This window comes from Kitasatospora sp. GAS1066B, assembly GCF_041262605.1.
Classification (GTDB): Bacteria; Actinomycetota; Actinomycetes; order Streptomycetales; family Streptomycetaceae; genus Kitasatospora.
The window spans coordinates 108,820-127,856 of the sequence record NZ_JBGCCO010000027.1 but is presented as its reverse complement, the minus strand read 5'-3'; the positions used below and the strand labels follow the sequence as shown (position 1 = coordinate 127,856).

Here is a 19,037-nt window from a genome sequence, read left to right as displayed (position 1 = left end):
GGCGGGGGGGGCGGGGTTCCGGGGGGGGGTGGGTGGGGGTTTATCGCACCCAAAAAAACGACGCGCCAAACTCATAAATCTGGGGGGGGCCCAAAACCCGCGGGTTTTGCGCCACCGCCCATGATTCTTTCGGTTCTCTGCCGCACGCGGTCTATATCAATCCGTCGATGATTCCTACACTCGCTTCTGGATATCCGGTCGGGTCGGGAACGCCCGGCCCGGTCGCCTGTGCCACCAGAGCCACTTGCGCGCCGTTCCGACAGGTCGGCGTGCCGGTCGTCGGGGAGGACGCATGGCCGGATTCACGATCATCGCGAGTGCTTCAACCACATCTGACGTACTGAAATCCGTCTCACCAGCACCAGTGCGACCACGAATCCTGGACGTTCTGGCCGATGGGACGTCAGGCGGCTCGTCGGCCAACGCGGTTCTCACCGGCGGCAATCAACTGGTGGTTCTGATCATCGGTCTGGTCGCCCTCGGTGCGCTCGGGGTCGCCGTGCTGTTGGTCCGTCAAGTCCTGGCGGCCGACGCGGGAACGCCGGTGATGCGGCGGATCGCGGGAGCCGTGCAGGAGGGCGCGAACGCCTATCTGGCGCGCCAGTTCCGCACCCTGGCGATCTTCGCGGCGGGCGCCTTCTTCCTGTTGATGCTGCTGCCGGCGGACAACTGGTCGCAGCGGCTGGGCCGGTCGGTCTTCTTCCTGGTCGGTGCGGTGTTCTCGGCCGCCACCGGCTACCTGGGCATGTGGCTGGCGGTGCGGGCCAACGTCCGGGTGGCCGCGGTGGCCAGGGGCGTGGCGGCCGGGCAGGAGAAGCCCGCGCAGCACCGGGCGATGCGGATCGCGTTCCGCACCGGCGGCGTGGTCGGCATGTGCACGGTGGGCCTGGGCCTGCTGGGCGCGGCCGTCGTGGTGCTGATCTATCAGGCCAACGCGCCTCGGGTACTGGAGGGTTTCGGCTTCGGGGCCGCGCTGCTGGCGATGTTCATGCGGGTCGGCGGCGGCATCTTCACCAAGGCGGCGGATGTCGGCGCGGACCTGGTCGGCAAGGTCGAGCAGGGGATCCCCGAGGACGACCCGCGCAACGCCGCCACCATCGCGGACAACGTCGGCGACAACGTGGGCGACTGCGCCGGGATGGCCGCGGATCTCTTCGAGTCCTACGCCGTGACCCTGGTGGCCGCGCTGATCCTCGGTCGCGCGGTCTTCGGCGACACCGGTCTGGTGCTGCCGCTGATCGTCCCGGCGATCGGGGTGGTCACGGCCGTGCTCGGCATCGTGGCGGTGTCGCCGCGTGAGCGTGACCGCAGCGGGATGGCCGCGATCAACCGGGGCTTCTTCCTCTCCGCGGCGGTCTCGCTGCTGCTGGTGCTGGGTGCGACGTACCTGGTGCTGCCGTCCAGCTTCGCCGCGCTGCGGCACGTGCCGGACGACATCCGCGGCCATCACGGCGATCCGCGCCTGTTCGCGTTGGCCGCGGTGGTGATCGGGATCGTGCTGGCGGTGCTGATCCAGCAACTGACCGGCTACTTCACCGAGACCAGCCGCCGCCCAGTGCGGGACGTCGGACGCAGCTCGCTGACCGGCGCGGCCACCGTGGTGCTCTCCGGCGTCTCGCTCGGCCTGGAGTCGGCGGTGTACTCGGCGGTGCTGATCGGTGCGGCGGTCTACGGGGCGTACCTGCTGGCCGGCGGGTCGATCGTGCTGGCGCTCTTCGCGGTCGCGCTGGCCGGGACCGGCCTGCTCACCACGGTCGGCGTGATCGTGGCGATGGACACCTTCGGCCCGGTCTCCGACAACGCGCAGGGCATCGCCGAGATGTCCGGCGAGGTCGAGGGCCCCGGCGCCCGGGTGCTGACCGAGCTGGACGCGGTCGGCAACACGACCAAGGCGATCACCAAGGGCATCGCGATCGCGACGGCGGTGCTGGCGGCGACCGCGCTCTTCGGCTCCTTCACGGACGCGATCAACGAGGCCGTCGGGACCGCGGGCGGCAGCTCGGTGATCGGCAACCCGGCCGGACTGAGCCTGGACATCTCGCAGCCGAACAACCTGGTCGGACTGCTGCTCGGCGCCGCGGTGGTCTTCCTCTTCTCCGGACTGGCCGTCAACGCAGTCTCCAGGTCGGCCGGTTCGGTGGTCTTCGAGGTGCGACGGCAGTTCCGCGAGCACCCCGGGATCATGGACGGCAGCGAGCTGCCGGAGTACGGCAAGGTGGTCGACATCTGCACCCGGGACGCCCTGCGCGAGCTGGCCACCCCGGGGCTGCTGGCCGTGCTGGCGCCGATCGCGGTGGGGTTCGGGCTGGGCGTCGGCTCGCTCGGCGCCTACCTGGCCGGCGCGATCGGGGCGGGCACCCTGATGGCGGTCTTCCTGGCCAACTCCGGCGGGGCCTGGGACAACGCCAAGAAGCTGGTGGAGGACGGCGCCCACGGCGGCAAGGGCAGCGAGGCGCACGCGGCGACGGTGATCGGCGACACCGTCGGCGACCCGTTCAAGGACACCGCGGGCCCGGCGATCAACCCGCTGCTGAAGGTGATGAACCTGGTCTCGCTGCTGATCGCGCCGGCCATCGTCCGGTTCAGCTACGGCGCGCACGCGAACGCGCTGCTGCGCGGGGCGATCGCGGTGGCGGCGCTGCTGGTCGTGGTGGGCGCGGTGTACCTCTCCAAGCGACGGACGGTGGACGTCGCGGCCTCCAGTGACCAGCGTTCGGTGGCCACCCTCTGGTGACCAAGGCCTGGACCGGTCTGGCGAGGGTGCGGGTGCGTGTGGTGGGATCCCGGTTGACAAATTGTTCAACAAGTTGTTGAACCGGAGAGGGAAACCCCATGCGCATCCGCATCCTCTGGCCGGCCGGCCAGGCCACCGCGACCCTGCGCTCGACCCCCACCAGCGAGGCGGTCTGGGCCGCCCTGCCGATCAGCGCATCGGCCAGCACCTGGGGCGAGGAGGTGTACTTCGGTACGCCCGTGAGCGTGCCGCGTGAGGACGACGCGCAGCAGGTGGTGGAGCCGGGCACGGTGGCCTTCTGGACCGACGGCGACAGCCTGGCGCTCCCCTACGGACCGACGCCGGTCTCGCGCGGTGACGAGTGCCGGCTGGCCAGCCCCTGCAACCTGCTCGGCGCGCTGGACGGTGACCCGCAGGTGCTGCGCACGGTGCGCCCGGGCGACTCGATCCGGGTCGAGCGGGCCTGAGCGCCCGGCGCGTGGGGCCCCACGGGCTGCCGCCGGAGTGCCGGGGAACCGGGGCACCCGCTCCGACCGTCCCCGTTCCGGTGTCGGGTAGGTTCACCCGGGACGGATCGGGACAGGACGGAAGGGCTCCCAGGTGGACGAGCGAGTGCTGGCGGACGAGCGGTCCCGGCGGGCCGGGCGAGGTGGGAGCAGGCCCGCCGCGGCGCGCGGATCGGCCCGCCGCCTGCTGGCCCTGCCGCTGCTCGGAGCGCTGCTCGCGACCGGTGCGGCCGCCTGCTCCAGCGACAACAGCGCGGCGCTGGGCAACTGGGCCACGCAGGTCTGTAACGGGCTGCGCGGCCCGGTGACCCAGTCCCAGGACGCCATGCGGGACACCGGCCTGGTCAACAGCGGTGAGGCGCCGACCGACCTGCAGAAGCGGCTGGCCACCGACCTCGGCAACCTGGGGACGGCCACCCAGCAGATCGCCGACGCGATCGACAAGGCCGGCGCGCCCAAGGTCGACAACGGCGCCGGGCTGCAGAAGGACGCCGTGAACGAGCTGCGCCAGGCGGCACAGGGCTACCAGGACGTGCAGAAGAAGCTGGCCGCGCTGCCCACGGACGATCAGGCGAAGTTCGCCGACGGGTTGAAGAGCATCGGTGACCAGGTGCAGCAGCTGTCCACGCTCTCCACCGGTGCGCTGGGCAAGGTGCAGACCGGTGACCTGGGGACCGCGCTGGCGAAGCAGCCCGGGTGCAAGAGCCAGGACGCCGGCGCGTCGGGCAGCCCGAACCCGGGTTCGAGCCCGTCCGGGTCGGTCGCGCCGTCGGGCGCCCCGTCCGGAGCGCCGTCGGGCAGCCCGGCGGCCGGCAGCGCCTCGGGCAGCACGTCCCCGTCGGGCAGCGCCTCCGGCAGCGGGTCGCCGGCGGGCAGCCCCGCCGCTTCCGGCAGCCCCGCAGCGTCGGGCAGCCCGGCAGCGTCCGGCGCCTCGCCCAGCTAGGCCGCCCGCGTCCTGCCCGCCCGCGTCCCGCGCGTCCGCCCCCGTCCCGCCCGCCGGCAGCGCGCCCCGGTCGGACCGGCGGTCGGTGGGCGGGACAATGGCGGGGTGACCAAGCTCCCCGCTCCCGACCCCGCCCGCCTCGCCCGCCTGCGCGAGGCACTGCTCGCCGCCGACTACACCGCCGACGGCTGCCTCGACCTGCTCGGCCCCACGGGTTACGCCGCGCTGGCCCGCAGCGAGGCGGTGCCCGCGCTGCGGGCCACCCGGGGCGGCACGCCGCTGGAGACCCTGGTCCGGCTCTTCCTGCTCCAGCAGCCGGTGCCCTACCCGGCCGCGGCCGCCGCGCTCCCGGTCGAGGAGTGCCTGGCGGACGGTTGGCTGACCCGTGACGGCGGCGACGTGCGCGCGACCGTGGACGTGCGCCCGTACGCCAACGAGGTCGCCGGATTGGACAGTTCCGATGCCTGGGTGGTCTCCGACCTCGGTTGCGCGGTCGGCGGCGCGGGCGGCATCGGCGCGGGCGGCAGCGCCGCCGGGGTGGCCCGCGGCGAGCTGGTGCTCGGTGTCGGGGGCGCCTCCACCACGCTGGCCGGGCTGGCGGTGCGCCGCCCGGTGCGAGCCGCGCTGGACCTCGGGGCCGGCTCGGGTGTCCAGGCGCTGCACGCGGCCCGGCACGCCCAGCGGGTGACCGCCACCGACCTCAACCCGCGGGCGCTGGCCTTCTCCCGGCTCACCCTGGCGCTGTCGGGTTTCGACAACACCGAGACCGCCCAGGGCAGCCTCTTCGAGCCGGTCGGCGAGCGGCGCTTCGACCTGATCGTCTCCAACCCGCCGTTCGTGATCTCGCCCGCCAGCCGCTTCGTCTACCGGGACGGCGGGATGGCCGGCGACGAGCTCTGCCGCTCGCTGGTCCGCGGCGCGGCCGCGCACCTGGAGCCCGGCGGCTACTGCCAGCTGCTGGCCAACTGGCAGCACGTCAAGGGCGAGGACTGGCACGAGCGGTTGGCCGGCTGGGTGGCCGGCACCGGGCTGGACGCCTGGGTGGTGCAGCGCGAGGTCCAGGACGTGGCGCAGTACGCCGAGCTGTGGCTGCGCGACGGCGGCGACCACCTGGCGCCGCGCACCGTCTACGAGGCCCGGTACAACGAGTGGCTGGACGCCTTCGAGGCGGCGCGGGTCGAGGGCATCGGCTTCGGCTGGATCACCCTGCGGGCTGGCGGCGCCGCGCAGCCGACCGTGCGGATCGAGGAGTGGCCGCACCCGGTGGAGCAGCCGCTCGGCCCGCACATCGAGCAGTGGTTCGCCCGCCAGGACTTCCTGCGCGGGCACGACGACCGCGCGCTGCTCGCCGCCCGCTACGTGCTGGCCGACGAGGTGGTGCAGGAGCAGGTCGGCCCCCCGGGTGCCGAGGACCCGGAGCACGTGGTGCTGCGCCACAACCGGGGCATGCGCCGGGCCACCAAGGTGGACACGGTGGGTGCCGGGTTCGCCGGGGTCTGCGACGGCTCGCTGACGGCCGGCGAGATCCTGGACGCGATCGCGCAGCTGCTCGGCGAGGACCCGAGCAGGCTGCGCGACCGGGCCCCGGACTCGCTGCGCCTGCTGGTCGAGCAGGGTTTCGTCGAGCCGGCCACACTGCCGCAGCGATGATCTGACGATCAGTCAGAACGGCTGCCGGTCAGGGGTGGTACAGCTCGTCGGCCTTGGTGATCACGTTCTGGCTGTTCACGGTCACGGCGTACTGGTTGCGGCAGGTGTCGTACGGCTGCTTGACGGCTGCCTTGTTGTGCAGGCAGTCGTCCACGTGCTTCATGAAGGTGTCCAGGTCGACCGGCTGGTTCTGCGCGTTGGCCAGCAGCGTGGTCTTGACGTCGTTACTGAAGGTGAACACCGCGGGGTCGCCGTAGCTGGTGAAGTAGCCGTCGTCCGGGATGTCGGGGCCGCAGACGAACTTGGTCGACTTGGCCTTCATCCAGATGTGGGTCAGGTAGCCGTCGTCGGTGGCCTCGATGACCCGGCCGACACCGGAGGCGTTCGCCGTGCAGTCGGCCGTCGGGGTCGCGCCGGTCGAGGCGGCGCCGCTGGGCTTGGCACCGCTGGGCTTGGCCGTGGTCGGCTTGGCGCCGCTCGGCCGGGCGGTGGCGGCCGGGGCGCTGGACGCCGTCGGGGTGCCCGGCGCGGTGGCGGCCTTGCTGGGCGCGGCCGAAGCGGCCGAGCCGGTGCTGGTCGTATCGTCCGGTCCGCAGGCCGTCAGGGCGAGCGTGGCCAGGGCCAGAGCGGTGGCTGCGGCGAGTCGGTTGGCCTTCATGGTGGGTCCCCCCTGGGATCGGTTCGTGTCGGTCGGTTGTCAGTACGGCATAAGTGCACCGGCAGGTTTCCGCTGTTTCCGGCCTGTGACAGCGGTTAACCGATCCGTGACCTGGAGTTTCCCTCGGGTTCGGTGACTGGCGGCGCCGGGTTACCCCTGGCCTGCCACGTTCCCGAAGGGGAAGATCTTCAGCGTGGGGCGGACCAGGGGGGCGCTAGTGGAGACGCCGACGGCGGTGCTGACGGGGGGCGTACTGGCGCTCTTCGGAGGCGCACTGTTGTTCTGGTGCGCGGCCGAGCTGCGCCTTCGCCACCAGCTGCGCCTGCACGGCATCCCGGTGACCGCGCTGGTGGTCCCCGATCCCGCCCCGTCCGACGCGCTGGACTCGGCTCCGCTGCTCGCGTACGACACCCTGCCCACCGTCGGCCGGTCGGCGGCCGGTGGGCAGGGCGCGGCTGCGGGCCGGGTCGAGTCGGTCTCGGTGCTCGTCCGACCGCGCGGGCACACCCCGCTGCGCCGTCCCGACCGGCTGGCGCTCGGCAGCGTGGTCCGGGTCGCCTATGACCCGAACCGCCCGGCCACCGTGATGCTGACCGGCAAGGCGGTCGCCGCCTCGCTGCCACTTGACGTGTTCTGGACGTTCCTGGGGACCAGCAGTCTGGCAGGCGGGCTGAGCCTGCTGAGCCTGGCCGTGCTGCGCTGAACCGCTGCCCGGCGGCCCGCTCCGCAGCCGCTCGGGACTCCTGGCCAGGCCCGATGAGTCCGGTCCCGAGGTGCTCACCGGCGATAACCATGCGGCGGGAACGCCCGCCATCGGGTTACCGTTCGAGTGGCGTAGGTCGGCCTTGCCGGTGAAAAAGCGGGATCGGCCCGTTTGACAAGGGTGGCCAGGGTACGGTCACACTCCGCTGGTGGGGTCGTCGCGGTGCGGCAGCCCCAGGCGGTGGTGTGCCGGGCGGCGAGAGCCCGCGCTGCCCGTGGTGACCGGTCGTGCGAACGACCGGTGGCCTGGGCCGGCCGTCGGCCAGCACACAGGAATCGACCGGGAGAGAAGAGCGAAGGTGTCCCCGACCAGCGAGACCGCGCAGGGCGGCAAGCGACTCGTCATTGTCGAGTCGCCCGCCAAGGCGAAGACGATCAAGGGCTACCTCGGCCCCGGCTACATCGTCGAGGCGAGCGTCGGGCACATCCGCGACCTTCCCGCGACGGCGGCGGAGGTCCCCGACAAGTACACCGGCGAGGTGCGCCGGCTCGGCGTCGACGTCGACCACGACTTCGCCCCCATCTACGTGGTGAACAGCGACAAGAAGGCTCAGGTCAGCAAGCTCAAGCAGCTGCTGGCGGAGTCCGACGAACTCTTCCTCGCCACCGATGAGGACCGCGAGGGCGAGGCCATCGCCTGGCACCTTCAGGAGGTGCTCAAGCCCAAGGTGCCGGTCAAGCGGATGGTCTTCCACGAGATCACCAAGGACGCCATCCAGGCGGCCGTGGCCAGCCCCCGCGAGCTGAACCAGCGGCTGGTCGACGCCCAGGAGACCCGCCGCATCCTCGACCGGTTGTACGGCTTCGAGGTCTCGCCGGTGCTCTGGAAGAAGGTCATGCCGAAGCTCTCGGCCGGCCGCGTCCAGTCGGTGGCCACCCGCCTGGTGGTCGAGCGCGAGCGGGAGCGGATGGCCTTCACCTCCGCGTCGTACTGGGACCTGGTCGCCACCTTCGGCACCGGCCGGACCGCGGCGGACGCCACCAACCCGGAGAGCTTCGGGGCCCGGCTGGCCACGGTGGACGGCAAGCGGATCGCCAGCGGCCGCGACTTCGGCTCGGATGGGCGGCTGAAGACCTCGAACACCCTGCACCTGGACGAGCAGGCCGCCCGCGCGCTGGCCGCCGCCCTGGAGCAGACCGCGTTCAGCGTGCGCAGCGTCGAGTCCAAGCCCTACCGCCGCTCGCCGTACGCGCCGTTCCGCACCACCACGCTGCAGCAGGAGGCCAGCCGCAAGCTGGGCTTCGGCGCCAAGCGGACCATGCAGGTGGCCCAGAAGCTGTACGAGAACGGCTTCATCACCTATATGCGTACCGACTCGACCACGCTCTCCGAGACCGCGATCGCGGCCGCCCGGGCCCAGGTCACCCAGCTCTACGGCGCCGCCTACCTGCCGGACGCGCCGCGCACCTACGCCAGCAAGGTCAAGAACGCCCAGGAGGCGCACGAGGCGATCCGCCCCTCCGGCGACCGCTTCCGCACCCCGGCCGAGACCGCGCTGAGCGGCGACGAGTTCAAGCTGTACGAGCTGATCTGGATGCGCACCGTCGCCTCCCAGATGAAGGACGCGGTCGGCCAGTCCGTCACGGTCAAGGTCGGCGGCACCTCGGCCGACCACCGGGACGTGGAGTTCTCCGCCTCCGGCAAGATCATCACCTTCCACGGCTTCCTGAAGGCCTACGTGGAGGGCGCCGACGACCCGAACGCCGAACTGGACGACCGCGAGCGCCGGCTGCCGCAGGTGGCCGAGGGCGACCCGCTGGCCGCCGACCAGCTCACGCCCGAGGGCCACAGCACCAAGCCGCCGGCCCGCTTCACCGAGGCCTCGCTGGTCAAGGAGCTGGAGGACCGCGAGATCGGCCGGCCCTCGACCTACGCCTCGATCATCGACACGATCATCAACCGCAAGTACGTCTTCAAGAAGGGGACGGCGCTGGTGCCGTCCTTCCTCTCGTTCGCCGTGGTCAACCTGCTGGAGAAGCACTTCGGTCGGCTGGTCGACTACGACTTCACCGCGAGGATGGAGGACGACCTCGACCGGATCGCCAACGGTGAGGCGCAGTCCGTGCCGTGGCTCAAGCGGTTCTACTTCGGTGAGGGCGAGGGCCACGCGGTCGGCGGCGCGGCGGAGGCCGGCAACGGCGACGGCGACCACCTGGGCGGCCTGAAGGAACTGGTCACCGACCTCGGCGCGATCGACGCCCGGGAGATCAGCTCGTTCCCGCTCAGCGACCAGATCACCCTGCGGGTCGGCCGGTACGGGCCGTACGTCGAGAAGGCGTCCGCGGTCGAGGGCGAGCCCGGGCAGCGGGCCGACGTCCCGGACGAGATGCCGCCGGACGAGCTGACCGTCGAGCTGGCCGAGGAGCTGCTGGCCAAGCCGAGCGGTGACTTCGAGCTGGGCACCGACCCGGTCAGCGGCAACCCGCTGATCGCCAAGGACGGCCGGTACGGCCCGTACGTGACCGAGGTGCTGCCCGAAGGAACGCCCAAGACCGGCAAGAACGCGGTCAAGCCGCGGACCGCCTCGCTCTTCCAGACGATGTCGCTGGAGACGGTCACGCTGCAGGACGCGCTGCGACTGCTCTCGCTGCCGCGGGTGGTCGGCGCGGATGCCGAGGGCGTGGAGATCACCGCGCAGAACGGCCGGTACGGCCCGTACCTCAAGAAGGGGACCGACTCGCGCTCGCTGACCAGCGAGGACCAGCTCTTCACGGTCACTCTGGAAGAGGCGCTGGCGATCTACGCCCAGCCCAAGCAGCGCGGTCGGGCCGCGGCCGCCCCGCCGCTCAAGGAACTGGGCACCGACCCGGTCAGCGAGCGCCCGGTGGTGGTCAAGGACGGCCGGTTCGGGCCCTACGTGACGGATGGCGAGACCAACGCGACGCTCCGCAAGGACGACGACGTGGAGACCATCACGCCGGAGCGCGGCTACGAGCTGCTCGCCGAGAAGCGGGCCCGCGGGCCGGTGAAGAAGACGGCGAAGAGGGCGCCGGCCAAGAAGGCGACGACCGCTACGGCCAAGAAGACCGCTGCCAAGAAGACCACCGCCACGGCGGCGAAGAAGACGGCGGCGAAGAAGACGACGACCGCCACCGCGGCCAAGAAGACCGCGGCCAAGAAGACGGCGGCGAAGAAGACGGCGGCGGCCGGCGACGAGGGCTGACGTCCCGTCGGGTGTCCCGGGCGGCCCCGGTTCGATCGCGTCCAGCGGTCGGGCCGGGGCCGCGCTCGTAGCGGCGCCGAGCGGTGCGGTGCGTCACAACCTCGTCATGGCCGCCTTTCAGAAGGGGATGAGCCCTTTTGCGCCATGCGCCGCCCGCTACGCTGACGGTATGACGAGCGAGCAGCAGCCAACCCCCACCCCCGAGGCCGCCGCAACCCCGCCCGACCTCCCGGCGGTGGCCCCCGCCGGGACTGCCGGCGAACGCGCCCGGGCGCTGCTGCGGCTGCGCCCGTACCGACGGCTCTGGGTGACCCAGTTGCTCGGCGGCACCGCCGACCGGCTGGCCTTCCTCGTGCTGGTGGCGCTGACCGTCGCCGCCGCGAGCCGGGCCGACCAGTTCGGCGGCGGGTACCGCGGGGTTGCGTTCGCGTTGACCCTGGTCTTCGCGGTCCGGCTGGTGGCCGCCGCGCTGGCCGGCGTGGCGCTGCTCGGGCCGCTGCACCGGCTGCTCAGCGGCCCGGTGGACCGCCGCTGGACGCTGATCGGCGCCGACGGGCTGCGCGCGGCGCTGGTCGCGGTGGCGCCCTGGTGGATCGTCTGGCTGCACGGCGGCAACCCGACCTACGCGCTGCTCGCCACCGTCTTCACGGCCGGTGTCGCCGAGCGGGTCTGGTCGGTGGCCAAGGGCGTCACCGCCCCCACCCTGCTCCCGGCGGCCAACCCGTACGCGCCGGCGGCCGAGCAGCGCCCCTCGGCGGCCAATCTGGACACCCTGCGCACCCTGGACCTGCGCACCGGCTGGGCCACCGTGCCGCTGGCCGCGCTCGCCCTGGTCGGCCTCACGCTGATCGACAACCTGCTCGCCGCGCTCGGGGTGCACTGGCTGAGGGAGCATCAGGTCACGGTCGCCACCCTCGGTGCGGCCGCACTCTTCGTCGCCTCGGCCGCCCTGCTCTACCTCCAGGACCTGCCGAGCCGGCCCGCCGCCGGTGCGCCCGCCTCCCCGCTGCGCGGGCTGCGCGCGCCCACCGACGCGACGCCCGGCCCGGCGCTCGGCAAGGGCCGCACCGGCTCCGCCCCGTACTTCACCTTCGCGGTGGCCGCCGCCTACGCCACGATGGCCGGCACCGCCGCGCTCGCGCTGCTCACCGCGGCCGAGCACGGCGCCGGGCCGGTCGGCTACGGCCTGCTGGTGCTCGCCGCCACCGGCCTGCCCTGGCTCGGCCTGCGGCTCACCCGGGTCACCCTGCCCGCGCTCTCCCGCCGCCGGCTGCTCGCGATCGCGCTGCTGCTGCTCGGTGCCGCGCTGATCCTGGCCGGGCTGGTCTTCGACTACGTGCTGATCCTGCTGCTCACCGCGGTGGCCGGGACGGCCGCCGGGATCGTGATCGGCGTCGGCCGGGCGCTGCTCGCCCAGGAGGTCGAGGAGGCCCGGCTGTCCCGGGTCACCGAGCACCTCTACGCGGTGCTGCGCACCGTGGTCGGCGCTGCGCTCATCGCGCTGCCGCTGCTCGCGGCCGGCTACGGCGAGATCGACTACGGCGACCGCGGGCCCGGTAGCTTCACCTTCATCCACGGTGGCGCGGCACTCGCGGTGGCCACCGCCGGGGTGCTGACCCTGGCGCTGGCCGGCGTGGTGCTGCTCAAGACGGACGACCAGCGCGGCACCGTGCCGTTCGGCCGGGAGCTGCTCGAGGCGCTCGGCCGGGGTCGGGAGATCCCCGAGCGCCGGGCCGGCGGCACCGGGTTCTTCATCGCGCTGGAGGGCGGCGACGGTGCCGGCAAGTCCACCCAGGCGCAGGCGCTGGCCGAGTGGATCCGCAGCAAGGGCCACGAGGTGGTGCTGACCCGCGAGCCCGGCGGCAGCCCGGTCGGGCAGCGGCTGCGCGGCCTGGTCCTCGACGTCGGCAACACCGGCCTGTCGCACCGGGCGGAGGCGCTGATCTACGCGGCCGACCGGGCCGAGCACGTGGAGAACGTGATCCGGCCCGCGCTGGCCCGCGGCGCGGTGGTGATCACCGACCGCTACATGGACTCCTCGATCGCCTACCAGGGCGCCGGGCGCGACCTGGCCGCCACCGAGGTGGCCCGGATCTCGCGCTGGGCCACCGGCGGTCTGGTGCCCGACCTGACCGTGGTGCTGGACGTCGACCCGACCAAGGCCCGCGAGCGGTTCACCGAAGCGCTGGACCGGCTGGAGTCCGAGCCGACCGAGTTCCACGCCCGGGTCCGGGCCGGGTTCCTCGCCCTGGCGGCGGCCGACCCGGTGCGCTACCTGGTGGTCGACGGCAGTGCCGCGCCCGCCCTGGTGACCACCGCGATCCGGCACCGCCTGGACCGCGAGCTGCCGCTCTCCGAGCAGGAGAAGGCGGCCCGCCGGGAGCAGGACAGGGTGGCCAGGGAGGCGGCCGAGCGGCGGGCGGCCGAGGAGGCCCGGCAGCAGGCCGAGGCCGAGGCCGCCGAGCGCAAGAGGCTCGAACTGCTGGAGCAGCTGCGCGCCGAGCAGGCCGAGAAGGAGCGCCTCGCCAAGGAGGAGGCGGCTCGCAAGGCCGCCGAGGAGGCGCGCAAGGCGGCCGAGGAAGCCCGGCTCAAGGCCGAGCAGGAGGCGCAGCGGCGCGCGGCCGAGGAGGCCGCACGCCAGGCCGAGGAGGAGGCCCGGCTGGCGGCCGAGGCCGCCGAGCAGGCTCGCCGGGACGCGGAGGCCGCCCAGCAGGCCGAGTTCCAGCGACAGCGGGACGTGCAGCGCGCCGAACAGCGCCGGCGGGCCGAGGAGGCGCTGCAGCGGGCCGAGGCGGCCCGGCTGGCGGAGGAGGCGGCCGCCGCCGCGGCGGCCGCGAACGACGCCGAGGCGATGACGGCGGAGCTGCCGATGCTGGCCGTCCCGGGCGCCGATGATCTGACCGAGGAGATCTCCGAGCAGGACCGGCAGGCCGCGGTGGCGGCGGCGGAGGCCGCGGCGCGCCGGGCCGAGACGGAGCAGTCGAAGCAGCGGCCGGCCCAGCCGGAGCGGCCTGAGCCGCCGCAGCCGGAGCAGCGCCGGGTGGCGGCGCCCGTGGAGGCGGCGGTGGAGCGGACCGCGGTGCTGCCCAAGGCCGTGCCGAGCGGGCCGCCGCCGGTGCTGCCAGCCGAGAAGCGGGTGCCGCCGGGGCTGTGGCGCCCCGAGGCGGCGCCGGTCGACCCCACCCGTGAGCTGCCGACGGTGGCGGCGGACGAGCCGACCCGGGTGCAGCGACCGGCGCGCCCGTCCTGGGCCGAGGAGACGCCGATGGACGACCTGCCGACGCTCACCGACTCGCTGCTCGGCTCGCGTGACGAGTGGGCGCGCTGGGAGGACACCGGGCCCGAGGACGGGGAGCCGGGCGGCGGCAAGGGGCGCCGCAAGCGCAAGTGAGTGAGCGCGGGCTCGCGGGTCTGGTTCTCGACGCGCCCGCAGAGCTCGGCCCGCCCGCGGGGCGGCGCGGCGGCAGCGGACTGGCGTGTCGGTGCCGCGCCGTATGCTCGGGGGCGTCGGAGCGCGGATTCCGGCAGTTCGGGCAGTTCAGGCAGTTCAGGTAGTCGGTAGGAGAGCAGCGGTGGCCGTCTGGGACGACCTGGTGGGCCAGGAGCGGGTGGTCGAGCAGCTCACCGCCGCCGCCCGCGCCGCCCGGGCGACGGTGCTCGCGGGGCGCTCCGGCGCGGTGGCCGGGGGAAACGCCTCGCTGATGACCCACGCCTGGCTCTTCACCGGCCCGCCCGGTGCGGGCCAGACCACCGCGGCCCGGGCCTTCGCCGCCGCGCTGCAGTGCACCAGTCCGGATCTCGAGCTGGGCGGCGTGCCCGGCTGCGGGTTCTGCGACGGCTGTCACACCGTCATGTCCGAGAGCCACGCGGACGTGAAGTTCGTCCGCAGTGACGGCCTGTCGATCGGCGTCGGCGACATGCGCGCACTGGTGCTGCGCGCGTCCAGCTACCCGACCGGCGGCCGCTGGTCGGTGATCCTGATCGACGCCGCCCACCGGCTCACCGAGGCGGCGGCGAACGCGCTGCTGAAGGGCGTGGAGGAGCCGTCGCCGCGGACCGTCTGGCTGCTCTGCGCGCCGTCCGTCCAGGACACCCTGCCGACCATCCGCTCGCGCTGCCGTCACCTGGTGCTGCGCACGCCGGCGGCCGAGGCGGTGGCCGACCTGCTGGTGCGCCGCGACGGGGTGGAGCCGGCGGTGGCCGAGTTGGCCGCCCGGGCCGGGCAGGGCGACATCGAGCGCTCGCGCCGCCTCGCGGTGGACGAGCAGGCCCGTAGCCGGCGTCTCGAGGTGCTGCGGATCCCGCTGGAGGTGGCCGACATCGGCGGCTGCCTGGCGGCCGCGCAGCGCTTGGTGGACACCGCCAAGGCGGACGCGGAGGCGCTGGCCGAGACCAGGGACGCGAAGGAGACCGACGATCTGAAGGCCGCGTACGGCGCTTCCGAGGGGCTCGGCGGCAAGGCCCCGCGCGGGATGGCCGGTGCGGTCAAGGAGCTGGAGAAGCGGCAGAAGAGCCGGGCCACCCGGACCCGCCGGGAGACCCTCGGGGTCGCCCTGCTGGACCTGCTCGGCTTCTACCACGACGTGCTCGCGCTGCAGCTCGGCTCGACCGGCGCGCTCGCCAACGAGGACCAGCGGCCGGCGCTCGACAAGGTGGCCACCGCAGGTCCGCCCGAGAGCACGCTGCGCCGGATCGAGGCGGTGCTGGCCTGCCGCCGGGCGCTGGACCGCAACGTCGATCCGCTGCTCGCGGTCGAGGCGATGACGGTGGCGCTGCGAGCCGGCTGACCGGGTGTCGGTGCCGGCTCAACGTCAGGGGCCGCCGCCTGCTCGCTCGTTCGAGTGAACGTCGGCGCCCGTCCGGGACGCTCCGCTCGATCGGCGTCGCCGTCTTGCAGGCTGGGCACCGAGTCCCGACCTCCTGAGGTGGTGTCCGGTGCCCCGTCCGCTGCTCCTGCTGGCGCTCGTCCCCGTCGTGCTGCTTGCCTGCTGGCTGGCCCACGGTGCGCTGAGCCGCTGGCGCGGCGAGCGGGCCGCCCGCACCTATGAGCTGACCACCGACCCGCGGCCGATGGTGCTGCGGCTGGTCGGCGCCGCCTGCTGCGGGATGTGCGCCACCGGGCTCGCGGTGGCCGCCGTGCTGGGTGGGCACCCGGGGGCCCGCGGCGGCGCGCGGCAGGTCGGCGTCGAGGCGGCGGCCGATGCGCGGGCGGTGCGGGCGGCTCCGCCGGCCGAGCGGCCCGCGCCGTCGGCGGTGCTGCTGCCGTCGCCGGCGCCGCCACCGGCCGTGCCGTCGCCGAGCGCGGTGCGGTTCGAGAGTGTCGCCCACCCCGCCGAGGGCGAGCTGCTGCAGGCCGCCCTGCCCGGTGCCGACGGGCGGCCGCGGGCGGTGCGGGTCTGGCTGCCGCCGCACTACGCCGACGATCCGTCAGCCCGGCTGCCGGTGCTGGTGCTGCACGCCGCCGGGCCGGGCAGGACGGCGGACGCCGAGTTGCCGGACGTCTTCGACGGTCTGGCCTCCGCGATCAAGCTGGGGCGTGCGCACCCGTTCATCGCCGTGGCGCCCGCCGCGCCGACCGGCACCGAGCACCCCTGCGACCTGGTCGCCGCCGCCCCGCAGGCGGTGGCCGACGACACCGCGATCCGCACCGCCGTCGCGACGGCCTTCCGCACCCTGCCGCCCGGTCCGCAGGGCTGGGTCACCCTCGGGGTGGACGGCGGCGCGCCCTGCGCCGTCGCGGCCGGCCTCACCCGCCCGGACCTGTACGGGGCGGCGGCCGCCGTCTCGGGCCGGTACGACGCGGCCGCGCTGGCCCAGGCGGCCGCTGACGCCCCGTCGGGCCCCGCGCCCCGGCTGCTGCTGGCCGCCGCCAAGACGGACGCGGACGGCCTGGCCTCGGCGCACAAGCTCGGGGACGCGCTGCGCGGGGGCAAGGGGCAGGCGGCGCGGGCGGTGGTGAAGGTCTCCGACGTGGTCCAGGACTACACGCCGGAACGGGCGCGGTTGCGGCTGGTCCGGGCCGCCGCGCAGTTCCTGATGGACACGCTGGTCCATCCGGCGGGTTGACCCCCGCCGGTGGGCCGGGCCGTGCGCCCTTCTCCGGTTACGCTCAGCAGCAGCCGCCCGCCCGGTCGCCCTGGACCGGGCCGGCCATCGAGGGGAGAACTCCGTATGAGCCCTGGTCAGCCAGCCGCCCGGCCCGCCGCCGCGCTCCACAGAGCCCTCGCACTGGCCGCCGCGGGGCTGCTGCTGGCGGGGTGCACCGGTGGCCACCGGCCCGGGGCGGCAGGGGCCCCCTCGTCAGCCTCGGACGGCCGTGCGTCCACCGCCACCGGCCCGGCCGGGGCGCCCGCCGCAGTGACCCCGCTGCAGCCGCTGCCCGCCGCGATCCCCGCCGAGCTGGCCTCGTACTACGCCCAGCAGCTCAGCTGGCAACCCTGCGACCAGACCTTCGAGTGCACCAGCTTCAAGGTGCCGCTGGACTACGACCACCCGGCGGGCGGCGACCTGACGCTGACCGCCGTGCGCCGTCCGGCCGACGGCGCGGGCGGCGCGCGGCGGCTCGGCTCGCTGCTGCTCAACCCGGGCGGCCCCGGCGGCTCGGCGGTGGAGTACGTCGAGTCGGTGGCCGCCGGCTACCAGCCGGCCGTACGCGCCGCCTACGACCTGGTCGGCCTGGACCCGCGCGGGGTCGGCCGGAGCAGTCCGATCAGCTGTCTGAGCGGTGATCGGATGGACGCCTACACCGCCGTCGACAGCACCCCCGGGAACCAGGCCGGGATCGACCAGCTGGTCGCCGCCGACCAGGAGTTCGCGGCCGGCTGCCGGCAGCACGCGGGCGCCCTGCTCGGCCACGTCAGCACCGTCGAGGCGGCCCGCGACATGGACGTGCTGCGCGCGCTGGTCGGGGACCCCGAGCTCAACTACGTCGGCAAGTCCTACGGCACCATGCTCGGCGCGACCTACGCCGGGCTCTTCCCGTCCCGGGTCGGGCGACTGGTGCTGGACGGCGCGATGGACCCCTCACTGGACTCGCTGGCCGGCAACCGCACCCAGGCAGGCGGCTTCGAGACGGCCTGGAACTCCTTCGTCAAGGACTGCGACACCCGCCCGGACTGCCCCGTCGGCCAGACCGCGCAGCAGGCCGGGCAGCAGCTCGACGCGCTCCTCACCGGGCTGGACGCCAAGCCGCTGGCGGGCGACGGCACTCGGAAGCTGACCGAAGCCCAGGCGGTGACCGGGGTGATCGAGGCGATGTACGCCGACTTCCTCTGGCCCGAGCTGCGCGATGCGCTGGCGGCCGCCAAGAACGGTGACGGCGGTCCGCTGCTGCGGCTCTCCGACTCGTACTACGAACGCACCGCGGACGGCGGCTACCCCAACCTGATGTTCGCCAACATGGCGGTCAACTGCCTGGACCTGCCACCCGCCTTCACCTCTCCGGCGGACGTCCAGCGCGCGGTGCCGGACTTCGAACAGGCCTCGCCGCACTTCGGGCGGGACATGGCCTGGATGGCGCTGGCCTGCGCCTACTGGCCGGTCAAGGCGACCGGCGCGCCGCACACCGTCCGGGCGGCCGGCGCCGCGCCGATCGTGGTGGTCGGCACCACCCGTGACCCGGCCACACCGTACGGGTGGGCGCAGTCGCTGGCCGGCCAGTTGGAGTCGGGGCGGCTGGTGACCTACGACGGCGACGGGCACACCGCGTACGGGCGGGGCAGCGACTGCGTGGACTCGGCCGTCAACCACTACCTGCTGGAGGGGAAGCCGCCGGCCCAGGGGCTGCGCTGCGCGAAGTGAGGTGTGGGTCGCGCCCGGTGCGGCCGGTACGATGACCAGCTCGCATCTACCCGGTTGCCGGAAGGACCCGCAGTGCTGGGAGTCACCGACCTTGCCACCTACACGCTCGGGGCGCTGATCATCGTCCTGCTGCCCGGCCCCAACTCGCTCTACGTCCTGTCGGTGGCCGCCCGCAAGGGCATCCGCACCGGCTACCGGGCCGCCGCCGGCGTCTTCCTCGGCGACTTCACCCTGATCACCCTCACCTCACTGGGCGCTGCCTCGCTGCTCAAGGCTAACCCCGACGCCTTCGCGGTGGTGAAGTTCGGCGGCGCGGCCTACCTGCTCTGGATCGGCCTCGGCATGCTCCGCGCCGCCCGCGCCCTCTGGCTCGAACGCCGGGCCGCCGACACAGCGGAGCCGGCACCGCAGGCCGCCGCCGCCGCAGGCGAGCGCCCGTTCCGCCGTGCGCTGGTGATAAGCCTGCTCAACCCCAAGGCGATCCTCTTCCTGCTCTCCTTCTTCACCCAGTTCGTCGACCCCCACTACGGCACGCCGGCCCTCTCCTTCATCCTGCTCGGCGGCATCCTGCAGGCGATGAGCTTCGTCTACCTCTCCACCCTGATCTTCACCGGCACCCGCCTGGCCGCCGGCTTCCGCCGCCGCCGACGCCTCTCCGCCGGCCTCACCAGCGCCGTCGCCCTCCTCTTCGCGGGCTTCGCCGCCAAGCTCGCCGCTTCCTCCGCCTGACCCCGCGCTCGAACCAGGTTCGGATCACCCCTCGGACCTGTGTAGACTGGCCCGCGTTGCTGATGCGGACCTGCTTCTCGCGGGTGCTGGA

12 protein-coding genes are annotated in these 19,037 nt (G+C 73.9%); 11 read left to right on the top strand and 1 reads right to left on the bottom strand.

The window, feature by feature from the left end:
• The first annotated feature begins 310 nt into the window (after window positions 1-310).
• The 4 genes from ABH937_RS27665 (at window position 311) to ABH937_RS27650 (ending at window position 5,833) form a co-directional block, all read left to right on the top strand.
• The gene (locus tag ABH937_RS27665) at window positions 311-2,734 is read left to right on the top strand and encodes a sodium-translocating pyrophosphatase (RefSeq protein ID WP_370219877.1); all 2,424 of its coding nucleotides are present in this window, start codon (window positions 311-313) and stop codon (window positions 2,732-2,734) included.
• A gap of 98 nt (window positions 2,735-2,832) precedes the next feature.
• A complete protein-coding gene (locus tag ABH937_RS27660; protein ID WP_280688682.1) occupies window positions 2,833-3,201 on the top strand; it encodes a cyclophilin-like fold protein in 369 nt (122 codons plus the stop codon).
• 133 nt (window positions 3,202-3,334) lie between these two features.
• Window positions 3,335-4,183: a hypothetical protein gene (locus tag ABH937_RS27655; protein WP_370219872.1), complete on the top strand. Its 849-nt coding sequence runs from the start codon at window positions 3,335-3,337 to the stop codon at window positions 4,181-4,183.
• Window positions 4,184-4,288: 105 nt separating this feature from the next.
• On the top strand, window positions 4,289-5,833 hold the full coding sequence (locus ABH937_RS27650; protein ID WP_370219871.1) for a methyltransferase: 1,545 nt from the start codon (window positions 4,289-4,291) through the stop codon (window positions 5,831-5,833).
• Between the two features lie 28 nt (window positions 5,834-5,861).
• On the opposite strand, the gene ABH937_RS27645 is transcribed toward ABH937_RS27650, so the two are convergent.
• Window positions 5,862-6,491: a hypothetical protein gene (locus ABH937_RS27645; RefSeq protein ID WP_370219870.1), complete on the bottom strand. Its 630-nt coding sequence runs from the start codon at window positions 6,489-6,491 to the stop codon at window positions 5,862-5,864.
• Window positions 6,492-6,708: 217 nt separating this feature from the next.
• Here ABH937_RS27645 and ABH937_RS27640 point away from each other — a divergent pair, with 217 nt between their 5' ends.
• From ABH937_RS27640 to leuE, 7 genes are all read left to right on the top strand, one after another.
• A complete protein-coding gene (locus tag ABH937_RS27640; RefSeq protein WP_280688678.1) occupies window positions 6,709-7,194 on the top strand; it encodes a hypothetical protein in 486 nt (161 codons plus the stop codon).
• A gap of 358 nt (window positions 7,195-7,552) precedes the next feature.
• A complete protein-coding gene (gene topA, locus ABH937_RS27635) occupies window positions 7,553-10,417 on the top strand; it encodes a type I DNA topoisomerase (RefSeq protein ID WP_370219869.1) in 2,865 nt (954 codons plus the stop codon).
• 169 nt (window positions 10,418-10,586) lie between these two features.
• Entirely contained in the window at window positions 10,587-13,808 is a 3,222-nt protein-coding gene (gene tmk, locus ABH937_RS27630) for a dTMP kinase (protein ID WP_280688676.1), read from the top strand.
• Between the two features lie 181 nt (window positions 13,809-13,989).
• On the top strand, window positions 13,990-15,204 hold the full coding sequence (locus ABH937_RS27625) for a DNA polymerase III subunit delta' (RefSeq protein WP_280688675.1): 1,215 nt from the start codon (window positions 13,990-13,992) through the stop codon (window positions 15,202-15,204).
• Between the two features lie 148 nt (window positions 15,205-15,352).
• Window positions 15,353-16,483, top strand: a complete 1,131-nt coding sequence (locus ABH937_RS27620) for a hypothetical protein (RefSeq protein WP_370219868.1) — start codon at window positions 15,353-15,355, stop codon at window positions 16,481-16,483.
• Window positions 16,484-16,588: 105 nt separating this feature from the next.
• The gene (locus tag ABH937_RS27615; protein ID WP_370219867.1) at window positions 16,589-18,217 is read left to right on the top strand and encodes an alpha/beta hydrolase; all 1,629 of its coding nucleotides are present in this window, start codon (window positions 16,589-16,591) and stop codon (window positions 18,215-18,217) included.
• A gap of 72 nt (window positions 18,218-18,289) precedes the next feature.
• Entirely contained in the window at window positions 18,290-18,946 is a 657-nt protein-coding gene (gene leuE / locus ABH937_RS27610) for a leucine efflux protein LeuE (RefSeq protein WP_370219866.1), read from the top strand.
• Window positions 18,947-19,037: the final 91 nt, after the last annotated feature.

What these genes read in the sequence shown, in the direction of transcription:
- ABH937_RS27615 (WP_370219867.1), top strand. Translation starts at nt 16,589, where the DNA reads ATGAGCCCTGGTCAGCCAGCCGCCCGGCCCGCCGCCGCGCTCCACAGA.
- tmk (WP_280688676.1), top strand. Translation starts at nt 10,587, where the DNA reads ATGACGAGCGAGCAGCAGCCAACCCCCACCCCCGAGGCCGCCGCAACC.
- ABH937_RS27660 (WP_280688682.1), top strand. Translation starts at nt 2,833, where the DNA reads ATGCGCATCCGCATCCTCTGGCCGGCCGGCCAGGCCACCGCGACCCTG.
- ABH937_RS27645 (WP_370219870.1), bottom strand. Translation starts at nt 6,491, where the DNA reads ATGAAGGCCAACCGACTCGCCGCAGCCACCGCTCTGGCCCTGGCCACG.